Source organism: Limosilactobacillus ingluviei DSM 15946 (assembly GCF_001435775.1).
GTDB lineage: Bacteria > Bacillota > Bacilli > Lactobacillales > Lactobacillaceae > Limosilactobacillus > Limosilactobacillus ingluviei.
The window spans coordinates 59,754-74,267 of the sequence record NZ_AZFK01000004.1; the positions used below are offsets into that span (position 1 = coordinate 59,754).

Here is a 14,514-nt window from a genome sequence, read left to right on the forward strand (position 1 = left end):
ATTAGTGTAAATAATTAATGGCAAAGCCAGCAAAGAAAACGGAAACCAAAGTCACCGTCACTAAGCCGGCGGTTAGCATTTTCGGTAACAGATATTGTTCCAACGCTCCACGTTCAGCGGGCGTTTGTCCCGTTGAAGCCGCGACTTCTTGGGCCAGCAACATGGTCGTTGGAAAACCGAAGGTACACGTCATACCTAGGGCAATGGTGAGCGGAAATGACGTGTGGGTAAGTTTGCTTAAGAGACCGGCCGTGAGGATTAAGCCAATGGTGCCCACCAGCAAGCAAACCAGCAAGGGGCCCAGCACACTGATAACCATTTGGGGGGTGGTGTTTGCCAGGCTGCCTAAGATGACCACGGTCACCAGAAAAGTAATCAAGCCATGCGAACCGGTTTTGTTCAACATGTCATCATCCAAAAAGCCGAGTTGGTAAAAGAGAATCCCAAAGACAAAGCAGATAACTAGATAGTTGATTTTCCCGTGCAACAACAGACTCGTGCCGTAACTTAGAGAAGCGACCGCTCCTAGTTTAGCTAAGCAAAAGACGGGGGTGTTGAATTGTGCGGGTAACTGCAACGGTTTGCGTGACGGGGTTGTACCTGGCTCCACAGAAGCGGCCGCGACGGTGAGCTCGCCCGACGTTAGCAAGCGTTGGGCCTCTTTTTTAAGGGCCGCACTGGCAACGGGGATGCCAATGAAATTTTGGAAGGTGAGGACGGCCAAGGCGTAAGTAGCTAAGAGTGGCAAGTTGGCTTCTTTTAATGCGGCCAGGAGAACCAGGGTTGCCGCGTTGCCGCCAGCAAAAATCGGGGCGCCGACAATTCCGTAATTTTGTCGGTTCAACAGGCTGGCTACTAAAACAATTAAGGCGCAAGCACCAAGGGCGCCGCCGATGGCAATTAAGACGACCTTGGCCTGGCGTTTTAATTCGGCGAGGTTAATCGTAGTCCCAAGCGCGGTCAGCATGATGCCGACAATGGCCATCCCAAACGCCTCGACCCCACTGTTGGTAAAGAGGTCCTTCGGGAGCAGATGCGTCCAGAAGCCAAGGAGGGCGAAGACGGAGATGGTTAAAACAGTGTTGACCAGGGCGTGGGTTTTCCGTGAAATAATTTCACTAACTGCGTACAGGGCTAATAGAATTGTGAGGGGCAAAATGCCAGCCATTGTTATTACCTCCAAATTTAAAGTAGTTGAGCTAAGTGACCAGTGGCTTCTCAAACCCCCGAGGTAAAGAAAAAAACGCCCAGGGCGATGCCTGCGCGGTTGCATTTGTTGAGCCGACACAGGTACGGTTTGAGAAGTCTCAAAGAATCGTACCTGTGGAGCAATCACATGTACGATTAATCAGTGCCAGCTTTGCCAGTTAAACTGTTGAATGTTGATCAGCATGTGATTGCCCTCCTTTTTATTAAAGTTTAATTAGAATAATAACAGAAAAATGAGAGGTGTCAAGTAGGGAAAATAAAAAAAGCGGGGCCGCCACATTTTTGCAGCGGCCCCACCAAATTGAGGGCAGTTAATACTAGTGGAATTGCATCCCACCGTCGACTTCTAAGGTTTGCCCAGTGATGTAATCAGAGTCTGGGCCAGCCAAGAAGGCCACGGCATTGGCAACGTCTTCTGGTTCAGATAAACGCTTCAAAGCGATGTCCTTGGCAAAGGTTTGCATTCCCCATTCGTCGTCTTTCCCGGCGTTTTGACCAACCTTGTGCGCAATGTCGTACATCATTGGGGTCTTAACAATCCCTGGCGCAAAGGCGTTAACCGTCGTGCCTTCTTCCGCTAATTCACGGGCCACTACTTGGGTGATCCCCCGAATCGCAAACTTGGAACTGGAGTAGACCGTTAAGTTCGGGTTCCCAACCACCCCGGCTTGGGAAGTGGCGTTAATAATCTTACCTGGGTGACCTAATTGCTTGAAGGCAGCGTGGGCTGCTTGGATCCCAAAAATCGTCCCGGCAACGTTAACGGAGTATACGTAGTCAATGTCATCTTCCGTGATCGTGTCGATTGGCGTCGTTGGGGCAACCCCGGCATTGTTGATCATGACGTTGAAGTCACCAAAGTGTTCGACCGTCTTTTCTACGGCAGCAAAAATTTCTTCCCGCTTGGCCACGTCAGCAGCGACAACCAAGGCTTCACCGCCGGCTTGTTCAATCTTTTGCTTGACGTCTTCTAACTTGTTAGCCCGCCGAGCAACTAAGGCTACCGCAAAGCCGTCCTTTGCTAAACGTAAAGCGATTGCTTCCCCAATCCCTTGGCCGGCACCGGTTACCATTGCAACTTTCTTTGTCATGAAAAATTCCACCTTTCACGCTGAAGCGTTTTATATCATTTCGTTGGCACTATTATACGGGAGTTGTTAAACGTCCGTCAATGGGTTTCGTGATTTTTTTCACAGTTTTTGTGAAGGAGATGACAAATTGAGCAAGACTGACACCAAAAAATCGCGACAGGATGCCAAGTTAACGCTTTCAGATGACCGATTTATCGCACAAGCGCCTTCACAGCTTACTGATCAAGCGGTGAAAAATTTTATATAAAAAACTCGCCCCTGCGGATAAGCAAGGGGCGAGCTAATGGTTATTACTTCCGTGGGCGGTAATGGTTAAACAGCCCAACTGCCAGGAGCGCAGTGATAAAGTCAGCGCCGGCTTGGCTGGCTAAAATTCCCGTGTAGCCAAACGAGTGGGCGAAAACGATTAATACAAGGTAAAAGATCACCCCTTGCCGGCAGAAAGAAAGGATAAAAGCCGGCAAGGCTTTGCCCATTGATTGAAACATAGTCGTAAAGACTAAAATCAAACCAGCCAACGTGGCGGAGCTAACCAACCAGCGAATCATGGTAATCCCATGCTTGATCACCGTTGGATCATGCATGAAACCACGAATCAAAGTTGGCGCAAGCAGCCAAATGACGCCGGTCATGATTAAAGCAAACCCGCAAACAACGGTCAAATCTAAGCGCATGGTTTCATTAAAACGTTTGGTATCCTTGGCCCCGTAAGTATAGCCAATTAAGGGTTGCGCACCAAAGGCAAAACCGACAAAGACCATTGTGATGATCATACTGATTTTAAGGGAAATCCCCATGGCGGCCACACTGGAAGGGCCATAAGCAATCAGGTAACGATTGGTCAGTGCCATCGCAAAGGTCGACATTAAGTTGGTTACTGAAGCTGGAATCCCGATGGCTAAAATTTCCCCCTGCATACGGCGGGAAATCTTAGTTTCCCGTGGGGACGTGGTGAGACGCTGACTTTTGGTCCGCAGGTAATAGATCATTAGCAGGTCGGCGAAAATATTACCGGTGACCGTAGCCAGGGCGGACCCCGCGGCGCCTAAACCGCAGGTGAAGATAAAGAAAGGATTCAACACAATGTTAATAACCGTCCCAATGACGCTGGCCTTCATCGATTCAACCGCTAAGCCCTCAGTACGTAAAATGTTTACTGGGGCGTAAAAAAAAACGATGAAGGGGGCGCCCGCGGCGATAACCAGGTAGTATTGACGGGCGTATTCCCAAGTGGCCGGGGTTGCTCCCAATAATTTTAATACTGGCGTTTGCAAAAGAAATAGGAGCACTAAGACGATCAAGCCGAGCAAAAAGCCGGCGGAAAAGCAATAACCACTGACGCGGCGAGCTTGGTCAAAGCGTTTCTCACCAAACAGGCGGGAAATCACGGAGGAACCACCTAAGCCGAGGATGTCGCCCAAAGCAACCATTAGGGTAAACAACGGGGCCCCTAAAGAGACCCCCGCTACTAAATTCGCGTTTTGCGTCTGAGCAACAAAAAAGGTGTCCACCAGGTTGTAAACCAAGGCGACGACCATGTTTAACACCACCGGCAAAGCTAAAGTGAAGTAGGCCCGGCGTACGGAGGTGTGTTCAAATAATTCTTCCAAGATAACTTTCCTCATGTAAGTTCTTTTTAATTTAAGCATATCATATGGTGTCAAGTTCCGGATCGAGTTGGATTGGTCTAGGAAACTTATGTAAACTCGGAACCGTTTTCGCACTGTGAAAAGATATTTTAAACGGGAAATTGGACTAATTTATCATCATTTTCTCATTAAAGGCTTGGCAAAGGTAGGGCGGGGGATGATAATAGCACCATTCATTGCAACAGAAAGGAATGATTGATCATGAATACAGCAAACGTCTTATTTATCATGCTGTCGAGCATCCTGGTCTTTTTCATGACCCCAGGGTTGGCATTTTTCTACGGGGGCTTAGTTCCCCGCCGTAATATGGTCAACACGTTCGTTTCGGTCTTTTTCATCTGCGGGCTGGCAGTGATTTTATGGGTCTTGGTTGGTTACTCCTTGTCTTTTTCTGGCAACGTTTGGGGGATCACTGGCAACTTAAATGAGGCCTTACTTAAGCATGTTAACTTGCATCAACTTATGGCCGGCATTCATATTCCGGTGGGTTTATACTCGCTTTATCAAATGATGTTTGCCATTATTACGCCGGCTCTGTTCATTGGAGCAATCGTGGGGCGGGTCCGCCTGTCTTTTTTAGCTGCGTTTATTGTTGCTTGGTCCGGATTGGTGTACTATCCATTGGTACACATGGTTTGGGGCGGCGGGATTTTACAACACCTCGGCACCCTGGATTTTGCTGGTGGCACCGTTGTCCACATTAACGCTGGGGTAACCGCGCTGGTGCTTTCAATTGTAATTGGGCCGCGGTTGAAACAAACCGATCATCATGACAATCAAGCCTTAGTCTTGTTAGGAACGGCAATGTTATGGTTAGGGTGGTATGGTTTTAACGCTGGTTCCGCGTTGGCCATTAACGATGTGGCGATTCAAGCGATGCTGACCACGACCGTGGCTACGGCTGCGGCCATGGTGGCTTGGCAGGGATTGGAAATTTTTTTCAAACCCAACTTGACTTTAGTCGGGAGTTGTACGGGGGCCCTGTGCGGATTGGTCGCCATTACTCCTGCGACGGGGTATGTAACCATTGTCGGGGCTCTAATTATTGGGGCAGGGGCGTCGGTAATTAGCTATTGGTTCGTTGAGTTCGTTAAGCCCAAACTTAAAATTGATGATACGCTGGATGCCTTCGGGTGCCACGGGGTCAGTGGGATTTGGGGCAGTTTGGCCACCGGCCTGTTTGCCACCAGTCAAATTAACCCGGCCGTTGTGCACAATGGTTTGTTTTACGGGGGCGGCTGGACGCAACTCGGCTTACAGACGCTGGCGACAGTTGTTACCATCCTTTATGCTTTTGTGATGGGGTGGTTGATTGTCAAGGTTCTGCAAAAAGTCATGCCCGTGCGACTTTCGGCCCGGGACGAAGCCCAAGGTTGGGTGGGGATTAAAGACTTAGTTGAAGAAGTTTAATTCTAAGGGAAACCAGCAGTTGGCAACGACTGCTGGTTTGTGTTTGGCGGTGGTTGACAAGGCATCGATGACACTTGTAAACTAAAGCCAGAGGTGAATACAACATGAACGGTTTAGAAATCACGCCTGCTGAATGGCAGGTAATGCGCATTGTGTGGTCTAAGCAGGCGGTAACCAGCACGGAAGTGATTCGATTATTAGCCCCGAGTACGGGCTGGAAGGAGGCAACGATCAAGACCTTGTTACGGCGTTTGGTTGCCAAGGGAGCTTTGGCGACGGAGCGCGATGGCCGGGCATTTATTTACCGGCCGTTAGTTGCCGAACAGGCAACGATTGATCAGGCTTTGACCGGCTTGCTAGCCGAAATCTGCCAACGGCATGTGGGGGCGGCACTCTTACATGCGATCGAAACAGTTCCACTGTCACAAACTGATATTGCTAACTTACAAGCAAGTCTTGAACGTAAAATGACGACCGCACCGGCAAAGCTTCCGTGCAACTGTTTACCAATGGCTTGCCACTGCTAATAAAAACAGGTCAACTAAACCTGAGAAAGGGTTTGGTTGACCTGTTTTGTTTTATTGGCCTATTCAGCATCATCACCGGTAATTTCACTTGCGTCAACATTATCGAGGTTTAATTCGTAGGCGTTGCGCAAGTCATCGTCCGTGGGACCAGTGTAGACTTTCCCGCGTTGAATAAAGCCAAAGGTTTGCACTAATTGGTGAACGCGGGCGTTCTTTTCGTGCGTCGAAATTCGAATGTCGCGCACGCCCTTAGCATAAGCAATGCTGATCAGCGTTGACATAATGTAATTGGCAAAGCGCTTGCCCCGGTATTTGCTGGAGATGGCAATGCGGTTGATGGTCCCAAAGGGGTGCCCAGCATGGTTCCACTTACCATCGACGATGTAGGCGTAGTGGGTATCACCGAAGGGCATCAGCGTCCCGGTGCCCACGATTTCATCTCCGTAAATCAAAACGTAGCAATTATTACTTTCAATATCTTGTTGCATACTTAATTTAGACGGGTAGCCTTGTTGCCACTGAGATGAACCATCGGCTTTTAACAGCTTTTTGGCGTCTTCAATGACCGCATAGACTTCATCTAAATCTTCTAAGGTTGCTTTCCGCATAAAAATTGGTGCTGGAACATCAGTTGGCATTTGTAAACACTCCTTTAGGGCTTATTATTTGTTTTGGTAAAAAACCAGTTCAATCAAATTTTGATCCGGGTCGCGTAAATAAACAGAAGTCATTGCGCCTTCTGCCCCAAGTTTAGGCAGTGGCCCGGCAATCACATCAACATAGTAGCTCTTTAAATGATGTAAAACGTCGTCAATTTTATCCCCGCAAACCAAGGCTAAATCAGCCGCCCCGACGGTTGGTTGGGCGGCGCCAAGGGCTTTGCGCTCACCTTGTTGTAACCGTAACAGTTGGTGACCACACCGCAAGGTAATGCAATCTGAGCTGGTTTGCTGCTCAATTACTGGCATATCAAAGACCTCGTGGTAAAACCGGCGGGCTTGTTCTAAATTGCTGACCGTTAAGACCACGTGGTCGATTCTTCGCATCTTCAAATTGTTGCCCCCATTCTAACGGCAAGGTGCCGTTTAGATACTGCGGTTTTAATTATGCACCTAAGTTGGTGATTTGCCAATTAAAATTAGAACACTGGACAAAATATTTATCATCAGGGCTTGCGTCAGCAAGGCATTGCGGCTTAAAATCGAGCCTGATTGATGAGGAGGAATTTAGATGAAGGGACAAAACGATTTAGCAGTCTTGCTGGGGGGCGCCCTGGGTGGCAGCTGTCGCGCTGGCTTAGGAATGATTTTCAGTGGTCCGTTGGCAACCACGCTCGTCAATGTAAGTGGTAGCTTTTTGCTGGCTTGGTTAACCTTTGGGCTCTTTGCCAGTCAGCGTTTGCGGAACAGTGTGACCTTAGGGCTAGGGACGGGAATGCTGGGAGCGTTTACGACCTATGCCACCTTTGCGGCCACTGGTTGGCAACTACTCAACAGTAGGCCGTGGTTGGGGGTGGCGTTTTTAGGGTTAAATCTCGGGGGTGGTTTGGCGGGCGCTGGCTTAGGCTGCTGGTTGGCCCGGTTCTTTCGGGAGGAGCGACCATGATTGCAATTAGTGTCGCAGCAGCGGTTGGCGCTTGGCTGCGGTGGCGGGTAACACGGTTGGTGCGTACCTACCAGCGGGGACAGTGGCCATTAGCAACGTTTATCATTAATATAAGCGGTAGTTTTTGTCTCGGGTTAAGTTTGGCTTCGCCCTGGGCGTGGTTAACAACTGGCCTGCTAGGGGGCTTTACAACTTTTTCAACCTTTGCCACGGAAATTGTGGCCTTGTTTGATGATGGTCATTTTTGGCAAGCGGTAAGTGTGATGATACTAAGCGTCAGTTTTGGCTTGGTGGCGGTCGCTCTTGGTTGGTGGGCAACCCCGTTTAAATGATAAATTTTTATAAATAATGAAAGGGAAATGAATTATTTTTAATCTGGCAAGCGTTTCCAAATCAGGAGTAAACCGGTATAATAAACACACGTGAATTCAATCACAGGGAAATTTAGGAGTGTGTTTATAAATGGATAGTGATAAACCGCTGGGGCGCAAAATTGGGCTCCTTAGTTTGATCATGATGATCTTTTCAACGGTTTTTGGTTTTGCCAATTCCACGGTTGCTTATGAACAGATGGGGTATGCGGCCATCATTTGGTATGTGTTTGCCGCCTTATTTTTCTTCTTGCCGGTAGCTTTGATGATTGCCGAATACGGGTCGGCGCTAAAATCTGCGCAAGGGGGGATTTATTCCTGGCTGGAAGTGGCCATAGGAGAAAAGCAAGCCTTTATTGGGACGTTTATTTGGTTGTGTTCTTGGATTATTTGGATGGTTTCGACAGCTTCCAAGATCTGGATTCCTTTTTCTGCGTTGCTGTTTGGTTCTGATCAGACTCAGACTTGGACTTGGTGGGGCTTGAATTCAACGGAAGTGGTTGGCTTGCTGGGAATTGCCTGGGTCCTGTTGGTGACATATCTCTCAAGTCGGGGGATTGAAGGAATCGCCAAAGTGGGGACCTTCGGCGGTTTCTTGGTATCAGCTCTGACGGTTATTTTTTTGCTTGTCTCGTTGGTGATCTTTGTTGCTAATCATGGTGTCTTACAAGAACCAATTCATGGCGCCAGCACCTGGCTGATCTCGCCAAACCAAAGTTTTAAGACGCCGGTGGCGATTCTTTCCTTTGTGGTCTATGCGGTCTTTGCCTATAGCGGTTTGGAAGCCATGGGTGGGGTCATGGATTCATTAGAAAAGCCCCAAAAAACTTTTCCGCGGGGCTTGATTATTGCCATGTTGTTGATCACGGTTTTGTACTCACTATCAATTTTAATGTGGGGGATTTCAACGAACTGGCACCGGGTTTTGAGTGACGAAACGGTAAACCTGGGTAACATCACCTACATTATGATGAATAATGCCGGCTTGGTTTTAGGGCATAGTTTAGGCTTGTCCCACCAAGCCAGTGTGCTGCTTGGCAGTTTCTTAACGCGCTTTGCTGGTCTGGGGATGTTTGCGGCTTATGTTGGTTCCTTTTTCATTATGCTGTATTCGCCGATTAAATCCTTCATTTTAGGTTCCGATCAACGCTTGTGGCCCGCTAAGCTGATTAAGGTGAATGCCCACGGTATGCCTGCCAATGCCATGTGGTGGCAAGCGGCAATTGTCAGTTTCTTGATTTTTGCCGTTGCTTTTGGCGGTTCGGCCGCGCAGAAGTTTTACTTGATTCTAACCGACATGTCGAATGTAGCCTCGACGGCACCATACCTCTTTATTATTGGGGCTTTTCCGGCCTTTAAACGGCGAACGGATTTAGAACGGCCGTACGTCTTCTTTAAAAAACCGTGGCAAACGCAGTTGGTAACTTGGCTGGTGCAAGGCGTCGTCTTGTTTGGGATTGTTTTTACCTGTCTGCAACCAATTTTAGATCATGACTATACCACGGCCTTTTGGACCATCATTGGCCCGCTGTTTTTTGGGGCGTTGGGATGGTTGTTGTATCATCACCAAACCCAAAAGCCGGCACCAAAACAAACTAAATTGGGCACCAAAGTGGTTGAATAATTACGCCAACTTTGTTTTTGGCCGTGCTGGGTAAAGATTACAGTTATGTTGCTTTAAACGACAATTAGCGTGATGTTAAAGAAGGCTTTAATTAACGGTTGCCAACCTGGTAGCCGTTTTTATTATGGCTTAAACGCTCCAGGTGATTATTTTTAATCTCCCAGCAACGGCGGTAAGACAAACCGCCCCCAGCCAAACTAGAAAATAAGCTGGCTGAGGGCGGTGAAAATTAGGTTAAATTCAGTAAGACCAGTTAGTCTTGGGGCGGAGTAGTGAGGTGGTATTGATCTTTAAGCTGATTGATGCGGGTAGCTGTCAGTAGACACATCATCATGGCGATTCCCCAGATGGTAATCATCGTCGCAACCGGTAAAATATTTTGGGTCCAGTAGCTAACGGCTAACCCCGGCAGAGCTAAAATGGCTGCGGCCCGGCGAATATACAGATGTTTCATGTAACGTTCGATTAATTGAAGCCCGAGCGTGTACACTTTTGGGTGGGTGGTTTCAATTTGGTGCAATTCTTGTTCAAAGGTTGGTAATTGTTTCGCAATTTGAAACTTAGCAAGGATTGAATTAACCATAGGGCACTCCTTTAGATATAGATAGTTTACCGATTTTTAGGGTTAATGTGCTGTGGGGCGACCGGCTTGGCCATTAAGGTCGTTTGACCGCGAAAAGTTACAAAACCAGGTTTGGCCCCAGCGGGTTTATGCAACGCTTTGATCGGTAGGTAATCAACGGGAACGTGGGTTGCTTCACGGCCCTTGGAGAAGTAAGCAGCCAGTTGCGCAGCCTCCTGAATCGTTTGATTGCTTGGGTGTGTGTCGCGAATTACCACGTGCGAACCGGGCAAATCTTTGACGTGGAACCAAAGTTCATTTTTATTAGCCAGTTTAAAGCTGAGTCGATCGTTTTGCCGGTTATTTTTACCGACCATGATTAATGTACCATCGGAAGCATAATACTCACTTGGTTGGGCAGCGGGAATTTTGCGTTGCTTTTTCCCTTTTTTGGTGTGCTTTTTCAAGTACCCCTGCTCAATTAACTCAGCTTTGATTTCCTGAACGTCCTTAGGGGCAGCCAAGGCAATCTGACTTAAAATCCCATTTAGGTAATCAACTTCCGCTTGGGTAATTGCTAGTTGTTCCTGATCATAGGCGACGGACGCTTTTAATTTGTTGTAGCGGGTGAAGTAACGCTGGGCATTTTTGGATGGGGAAAGCTCCGGGGCTAACTCAATTTCTAAGGGCCGATTTTCGTCATAGTAATTTGGCAACGAAATTTTAGTCGCCCCAGCTTTAACTTGTCCTAAGTAGGTCGTTAACAGCTCACCGCGGATCCGAAAATCGTCAGCTTGCTGGGCATCAGCAATTTCCCGATGTAATTTTTTGATTTTGCGCTGATCCTTTTTCAATTCGGTTTTGATGACGTGAAGAACTTGACCAGCCAGTTCCTTAGTACGATCGTGTTCAGCTTTTTGGGCGTAAAAATGATCCAATAAAGCGGAGAGCGACGAAAAGTGCTCGGTGCTCAGGATCGTTGGTTGTTGCGGGCTTAAAGCCACAAAGTCTTGTTTGCCAGTGGTGGTTTCAACCATTGTCGGAGTGGGGTTGTCAAATGCGATCAGGAAGTCACTGTATGCTTGTGGCAGGTTTTCTGCTGCCAGCAGGCGACTGGCAAATTCGGTGGCTAAAAATGGTGAAAGCCCCTGATAAGTTTGCTGCAATTCTTTGGCCAACCGGGTAGGCTCCCCAGTTGTACGAACCAAAGCCGGGTATTTTTGGTTTGGCAAGTAGGGGTTAGTACGAGTTTGCTTGGGGGGCATGCGCCAAGTTGCGCCCGGCAAAAGGGTCCGGAGCCGATTCTGATCATTGGCAACATGTTTGAGGGCATCGATCACCTTCCCGGTTGTCTCGTTAACTAAGGTGGCGTTACTGTGGCGAGCCATAATTTCTACATATAAAGTTAGGAGTTGTTGGTCACCTAGTTCATCACGGGAAGTAAATTGGAATTTTACTACTCGATCATTTTCGACTTGCTCAATAGCGACCAAGATGGCTCCTTCCAAATATTTTCGCATGGTCATAGTAAAGTTGCTGGGAACGGCGGGATTTTGAAAAGGAATCTCAGTTAACTGAAAGCGGGGGTAGGCAGGATTGGCCGAAATTAATAGGCGTTGATTGTGCCGGTGGGCCCGGATCACCAAAATCATTTCGTTGGGATAGGGCTGGTTGACGCGCATTACGCGGCCCGTTGTAATTACCTGGTTTAATTCATTTACCATTGCGTGGGTAAAAAAACCATCAAATGCCATTGAAAATGACCTCCTCGAAAAAAGTCGTTAAATTTAATTATACGCGGTTCTTTTGAAAATAACCAAGCTAGCGCTTAAAGAAGGTGGAGATAATTGTCTTCTAAGTGGTTTTATGCTATTTTATAAGTTATGTAGGTTTAAAGCCGGCAAGTGATCGGTTCGGTAAAATCAAGCTCAGAATGTAGATTTGGAGGATTTGATTATGAAAATCGCTGTTGTTACTGACAGCACGGCCTATTTAACCAGTGAAGAGGCTCGGGCCAACGATATTCGTGTGGTTCCCATTCCATTAATCATTGATGGTCAAAGTTATCGGGAAGGCATTGATTTAACAACGGAAGACTTTTATGCGCGCTTAAAGACAGCCGGGTCATTCCCAAGTACTTCGCAACCCCCCGTCGGTGAGTTGATGAAGCTTTACCAACAATTAGCGGATGAAGGCTATGAAGCGGTGATCAGCATTCACCTGACGGCGGCCATTTCGGGCTTGATGAATACGGTACGGCAGTTAGCTGAAGAAATGAAGGATACGATTCAAATTATTCCGTTTGATTCACACCTGACCGTCAAGATGATGGGTTACGAAGCTTTGGAAGCGGCGAAGTTGATTCAAGCTGGTGATGACTTGGAGACTGTCTTGACGAAGTTGACGGCGTACCGTGATACTTTTAATAATGTTTTTGTGGTTGATGATTTGCAAAACTTAGTGCGGGGCGGGCGGCTTTCAAATGCGTCCGCGTTCGTTGGTTCGATCCTAAAGATTAAGCCGCTCTTAACGATGCACACCGCAAACTATGCTATTGAAGCTTTTGAGAAGGTGCGGTCCATGAAAAAGGCCAAATTACGCTGTGAACAGATTTTTGCGGATGATTTAAGTCACCTGGATTACCCAGTTCGCGCAATGGTGCTGCACGCAAATGACGAAGCAGCTGGGCAAAAGTGGTTAACTCATTTACGCGAGTTGCACCCAGACATTGAGTTTGAATTATCCTACTTTGGGCCAGTTATTGGGACCCACTTGGGACAGGGCGCCTTGGCCTTGGCATGGATGCAAGATACAGTTAAGCAACCACTTTAAAGTTGTCAAACGGGGCGCAGGGCGCTTCGTTTTTATTTTTAAGTAGTGAACGAAATGGGGCAAACAATGGATTGGCGTCGTTACTATCGAGAAGATGAACAAAGAGAAATTCAAGCCAAGCAGCAACGCAAAATCAGGTTCCCCGCTCAGCTTTATCACTTAGCCAAGCAAACGGGGCGGCCCTTACCGAATTTCCAACGAATCGAAGCCGCAAAGCAGGCCAATTTACCGTTGCTGACGGTTGATATTCAGGCATTGACGGCGTTGGTAAATGGTCAAACGAAACCGGTGATGAGCCGGTCTCTGCCACCGTCGCACCGCCACCGATCAACGACGGTAAGAAAGGCGCATGTGAAGTCGGCGCGCCAACGCTTGCAAGAGCTGTTACGTCGCTATGATGGTTTAGTACAGAGCGGCGAAGCGGTAGGGACGATGCAGTTTGAAAAGCATCGCCGTTATCGGGCCAAGGCGGCTGCCGTTTTGAATGATCCGCAAGCAAAAACCCATACTTTAATTAAGCAAGCCAATTATTTAGAAGGCCAGATTGAACGCTTACAGGAACGAATTGAGCAACGTTCAAATTGGTAATAATTTTTCGTTTGCCTTCCAGTCGGCAAAATAAAACTAACCGTGGTTGTCAGTAATGTGAAGAAATAAAAGCTAACGGTTGGATAAAGCCGCTTGCTAGATTTAAAGTGAATTGACAATTGAGCAGCGCTCCTTTAAATTAAAAATATCTCATGTAATTTTAATTTTAGGAGGCGATCGGAATGATTACATCCTCAACCACTCCGGTGGAATTTCGTCATTTGGTCCGGCAAGGCCGCTTTACAGGTCCCACAAGTGGGGTTTGTCCCGGCTATACTCAGGCAAACTTAGTGATTGTTCCTCAAGCATATGCGTATGATTTTTTGCTGCTCGCCCAAAGAAATCCGCGCCCATGCCCAATTTTAGAGGTTAGTGACGTGGGTAGTCGCCAATTGCAGGAATTTGCCCAGGATGTTGATTTGGCAACTGACTTTCCGCGGTATCGGGTTTATCAAAATGGTAAATTGGTTGCTGAACCAACGGCGGTTGATGATTACTGGCAGAATGATTTTGTAGCCTTTTTGATTGGCTGCAGTTTCTCTTTTGAAGCGGAGTTAGTTGCAGCAGGGATTGAAATGCGGCATACCAGCTTGGGAGTCAACGTTCCGATGTACAATACCAATTTACCATTGCGTTCCGCCGGGCGCTTGCAGGGGCAGATGGTCGTGAGCATGCGACCAGTGCTAGCTCACCAAGTTGCCACGGCGGTGCAAGTAACCGCTGCGATGCCACGAGTTCACGGCGCGCCAATTCACGTAGGGGATCCAATGGCCCTAGGAATTAACGATCTGGCCCACCCAGATTATGGTGATCCGGTGCCCTTGCGTCCCGGCGAATTGCCCGTATTTTGGCCGTGTGGTGTAACCCCGCAAAACGCGGTAATGGCGAGTCGGTTGCCATTGGTAATTACGCATGCGCCGGGGCATATGTTGGTGACAGATGTTTTGAATCAAAAGCTGAAGAATTAAAAAAGGTTCGTTTGCGTTAGTGGTGATATGCTCCCTTTTAGGTGGAGAAACGAATTATGTAAAATTCGATCTCACCTG

Annotated in this window: 15 protein-coding genes; 8 read left to right on the forward strand and 7 right to left on the reverse strand. The window is 47.8% G+C overall.

Annotated elements, in window-relative coordinates:
- Position 1: 1 nt before the first annotated feature.
- From FC43_RS00745 to FC43_RS00755, 3 genes are all read right to left on the reverse strand, one after another.
- Positions 2-1,168 (reverse strand): hypothetical protein, encoded by a 1,167-nt coding sequence (locus FC43_RS00745; RefSeq protein WP_019205347.1) that lies wholly within the window; start codon positions 1,166-1,168, stop codon positions 2-4.
- Positions 1,169-1,526: 358 nt separating this feature from the next.
- Complete coding sequence (locus tag FC43_RS00750; RefSeq protein ID WP_019205348.1) at positions 1,527-2,300, reverse strand: (S)-acetoin forming diacetyl reductase; 774 nt, start codon at positions 2,298-2,300, stop codon at positions 1,527-1,529.
- A 290-nt stretch (positions 2,301-2,590) separates the two neighbouring features.
- The gene (locus FC43_RS00755; protein ID WP_056953342.1) at positions 2,591-3,910 is read right to left on the reverse strand and encodes an MATE family efflux transporter; all 1,320 of its coding nucleotides are present in this window, start codon (positions 3,908-3,910) and stop codon (positions 2,591-2,593) included.
- 240 nt (positions 3,911-4,150) lie between these two features.
- On the opposite strand from FC43_RS00755, the gene FC43_RS00760 reads away from it, so the two are divergent.
- Complete coding sequence (locus FC43_RS00760; protein ID WP_056953344.1) at positions 4,151-5,359, forward strand: ammonium transporter; 1,209 nt, start codon at positions 4,151-4,153, stop codon at positions 5,357-5,359.
- Positions 5,360-5,463: 104 nt separating this feature from the next.
- Positions 5,464-5,886 carry a CopY/TcrY family copper transport repressor gene (locus tag FC43_RS00765; RefSeq protein ID WP_056953345.1) on the forward strand — a complete coding sequence of 141 codons (423 nt, stop codon included), beginning with the start codon at positions 5,464-5,466 and terminating at the stop codon, positions 5,884-5,886.
- 59 nt (positions 5,887-5,945) lie between these two features.
- Here FC43_RS00765 and FC43_RS00770 read toward each other — a convergent pair whose 3' ends face one another.
- Positions 5,946-6,524, reverse strand: coding sequence for a GNAT family N-acetyltransferase (locus tag FC43_RS00770; protein WP_019205353.1), 579 nt, complete (start codon positions 6,522-6,524; stop codon positions 5,946-5,948).
- Positions 6,525-6,548: 24 nt separating this feature from the next.
- Positions 6,549-6,938 (reverse strand): VOC family protein, encoded by a 390-nt coding sequence (locus tag FC43_RS00775; protein WP_056953347.1) that lies wholly within the window; start codon positions 6,936-6,938, stop codon positions 6,549-6,551.
- A gap of 178 nt (positions 6,939-7,116) precedes the next feature.
- On the opposite strand from FC43_RS00775, the gene FC43_RS00780 reads away from it, so the two are divergent.
- The 3 genes from FC43_RS00780 (at position 7,117) to yjeM (ending at position 9,486) form a co-directional block, all read left to right on the forward strand.
- Positions 7,117-7,491: a fluoride efflux transporter FluC gene (locus FC43_RS00780; RefSeq protein WP_019205355.1), complete on the forward strand. Its 375-nt coding sequence runs from the start codon at positions 7,117-7,119 to the stop codon at positions 7,489-7,491.
- Positions 7,488-7,823, forward strand: coding sequence for a fluoride efflux transporter FluC (locus FC43_RS00785; RefSeq protein WP_056953349.1), 336 nt, complete (start codon positions 7,488-7,490; stop codon positions 7,821-7,823). The genes FC43_RS00780 and FC43_RS00785 overlap by 4 nt, the downstream gene beginning before the upstream one ends.
- Positions 7,824-7,953: 130 nt before the next feature.
- Entirely contained in the window at positions 7,954-9,486 is a 1,533-nt protein-coding gene (gene yjeM, locus FC43_RS00790; RefSeq protein ID WP_056953351.1) for a glutamate/gamma-aminobutyrate family transporter YjeM, read from the forward strand.
- Positions 9,487-9,739: 253 nt separating this feature from the next.
- Here yjeM and FC43_RS00795 read toward each other — a convergent pair whose 3' ends face one another.
- Positions 9,740-10,069, reverse strand: coding sequence for a hypothetical protein (locus FC43_RS00795; RefSeq protein WP_019205358.1), 330 nt, complete (start codon positions 10,067-10,069; stop codon positions 9,740-9,742).
- Between the two features lie 26 nt (positions 10,070-10,095).
- A complete protein-coding gene (locus tag FC43_RS00800) occupies positions 10,096-11,802 on the reverse strand; it encodes an Rqc2 family fibronectin-binding protein (protein WP_056953353.1) in 1,707 nt (568 codons plus the stop codon).
- Positions 11,803-12,004: 202 nt separating this feature from the next.
- Between FC43_RS00800 and FC43_RS00805 the strand changes: the two genes are divergently transcribed.
- The 3 genes from FC43_RS00805 to FC43_RS00815 all read left to right on the forward strand — a co-directional run bounded on the left by FC43_RS00805 (position 12,005) and on the right by FC43_RS00815 (position 14,436).
- Positions 12,005-12,880 carry a DegV family protein gene (locus tag FC43_RS00805; protein ID WP_056953356.1) on the forward strand — a complete coding sequence of 292 codons (876 nt, stop codon included), beginning with the start codon at positions 12,005-12,007 and terminating at the stop codon, positions 12,878-12,880.
- 66 nt (positions 12,881-12,946) lie between these two features.
- Positions 12,947-13,468: a hypothetical protein gene (locus tag FC43_RS00810; RefSeq protein ID WP_019205361.1), complete on the forward strand. Its 522-nt coding sequence runs from the start codon at positions 12,947-12,949 to the stop codon at positions 13,466-13,468.
- 182 nt (positions 13,469-13,650) lie between these two features.
- A complete protein-coding gene (locus tag FC43_RS00815; protein ID WP_155818221.1) occupies positions 13,651-14,436 on the forward strand; it encodes a putative hydro-lyase in 786 nt (261 codons plus the stop codon).
- The last annotated feature ends 78 nt before the right edge of the window (positions 14,437-14,514 follow it).

What these genes read in the sequence shown, in the direction of transcription:
- FC43_RS00810 (WP_019205361.1), top strand. Translation starts at nt 12,947, where the DNA reads ATGGATTGGCGTCGTTACTATCGAGAAGATGAACAAAGAGAAATTCAA.
- yjeM (WP_056953351.1), top strand. Translation starts at nt 7,954, where the DNA reads ATGGATAGTGATAAACCGCTGGGGCGCAAAATTGGGCTCCTTAGTTTG.
- FC43_RS00745 (WP_019205347.1), bottom strand. Translation starts at nt 1,168, where the DNA reads ATGGCTGGCATTTTGCCCCTCACAATTCTATTAGCCCTGTACGCAGTT.
- FC43_RS00800 (WP_056953353.1), bottom strand. Translation starts at nt 11,802, where the DNA reads ATGGCATTTGATGGTTTTTTTACCCACGCAATGGTAAATGAATTAAAC.
- FC43_RS00815 (WP_155818221.1), top strand. Translation starts at nt 13,651, where the DNA reads ATGATTACATCCTCAACCACTCCGGTGGAATTTCGTCATTTGGTCCGG.
- FC43_RS00780 (WP_019205355.1), top strand. Translation starts at nt 7,117, where the DNA reads ATGAAGGGACAAAACGATTTAGCAGTCTTGCTGGGGGGCGCCCTGGGT.
- FC43_RS00770 (WP_019205353.1), bottom strand. Translation starts at nt 6,524, where the DNA reads ATGCCAACTGATGTTCCAGCACCAATTTTTATGCGGAAAGCAACCTTA.
- FC43_RS00765 (WP_056953345.1), top strand. Translation starts at nt 5,464, where the DNA reads ATGAACGGTTTAGAAATCACGCCTGCTGAATGGCAGGTAATGCGCATT.
- FC43_RS00750 (WP_019205348.1), bottom strand. Translation starts at nt 2,300, where the DNA reads ATGACAAAGAAAGTTGCAATGGTAACCGGTGCCGGCCAAGGGATTGGG.
- FC43_RS00805 (WP_056953356.1), top strand. Translation starts at nt 12,005, where the DNA reads ATGAAAATCGCTGTTGTTACTGACAGCACGGCCTATTTAACCAGTGAA.
- FC43_RS00760 (WP_056953344.1), top strand. Translation starts at nt 4,151, where the DNA reads ATGAATACAGCAAACGTCTTATTTATCATGCTGTCGAGCATCCTGGTC.
- FC43_RS00785 (WP_056953349.1), top strand. Translation starts at nt 7,488, where the DNA reads ATGATTGCAATTAGTGTCGCAGCAGCGGTTGGCGCTTGGCTGCGGTGG.
- FC43_RS00795 (WP_019205358.1), bottom strand. Translation starts at nt 10,069, where the DNA reads ATGGTTAATTCAATCCTTGCTAAGTTTCAAATTGCGAAACAATTACCA.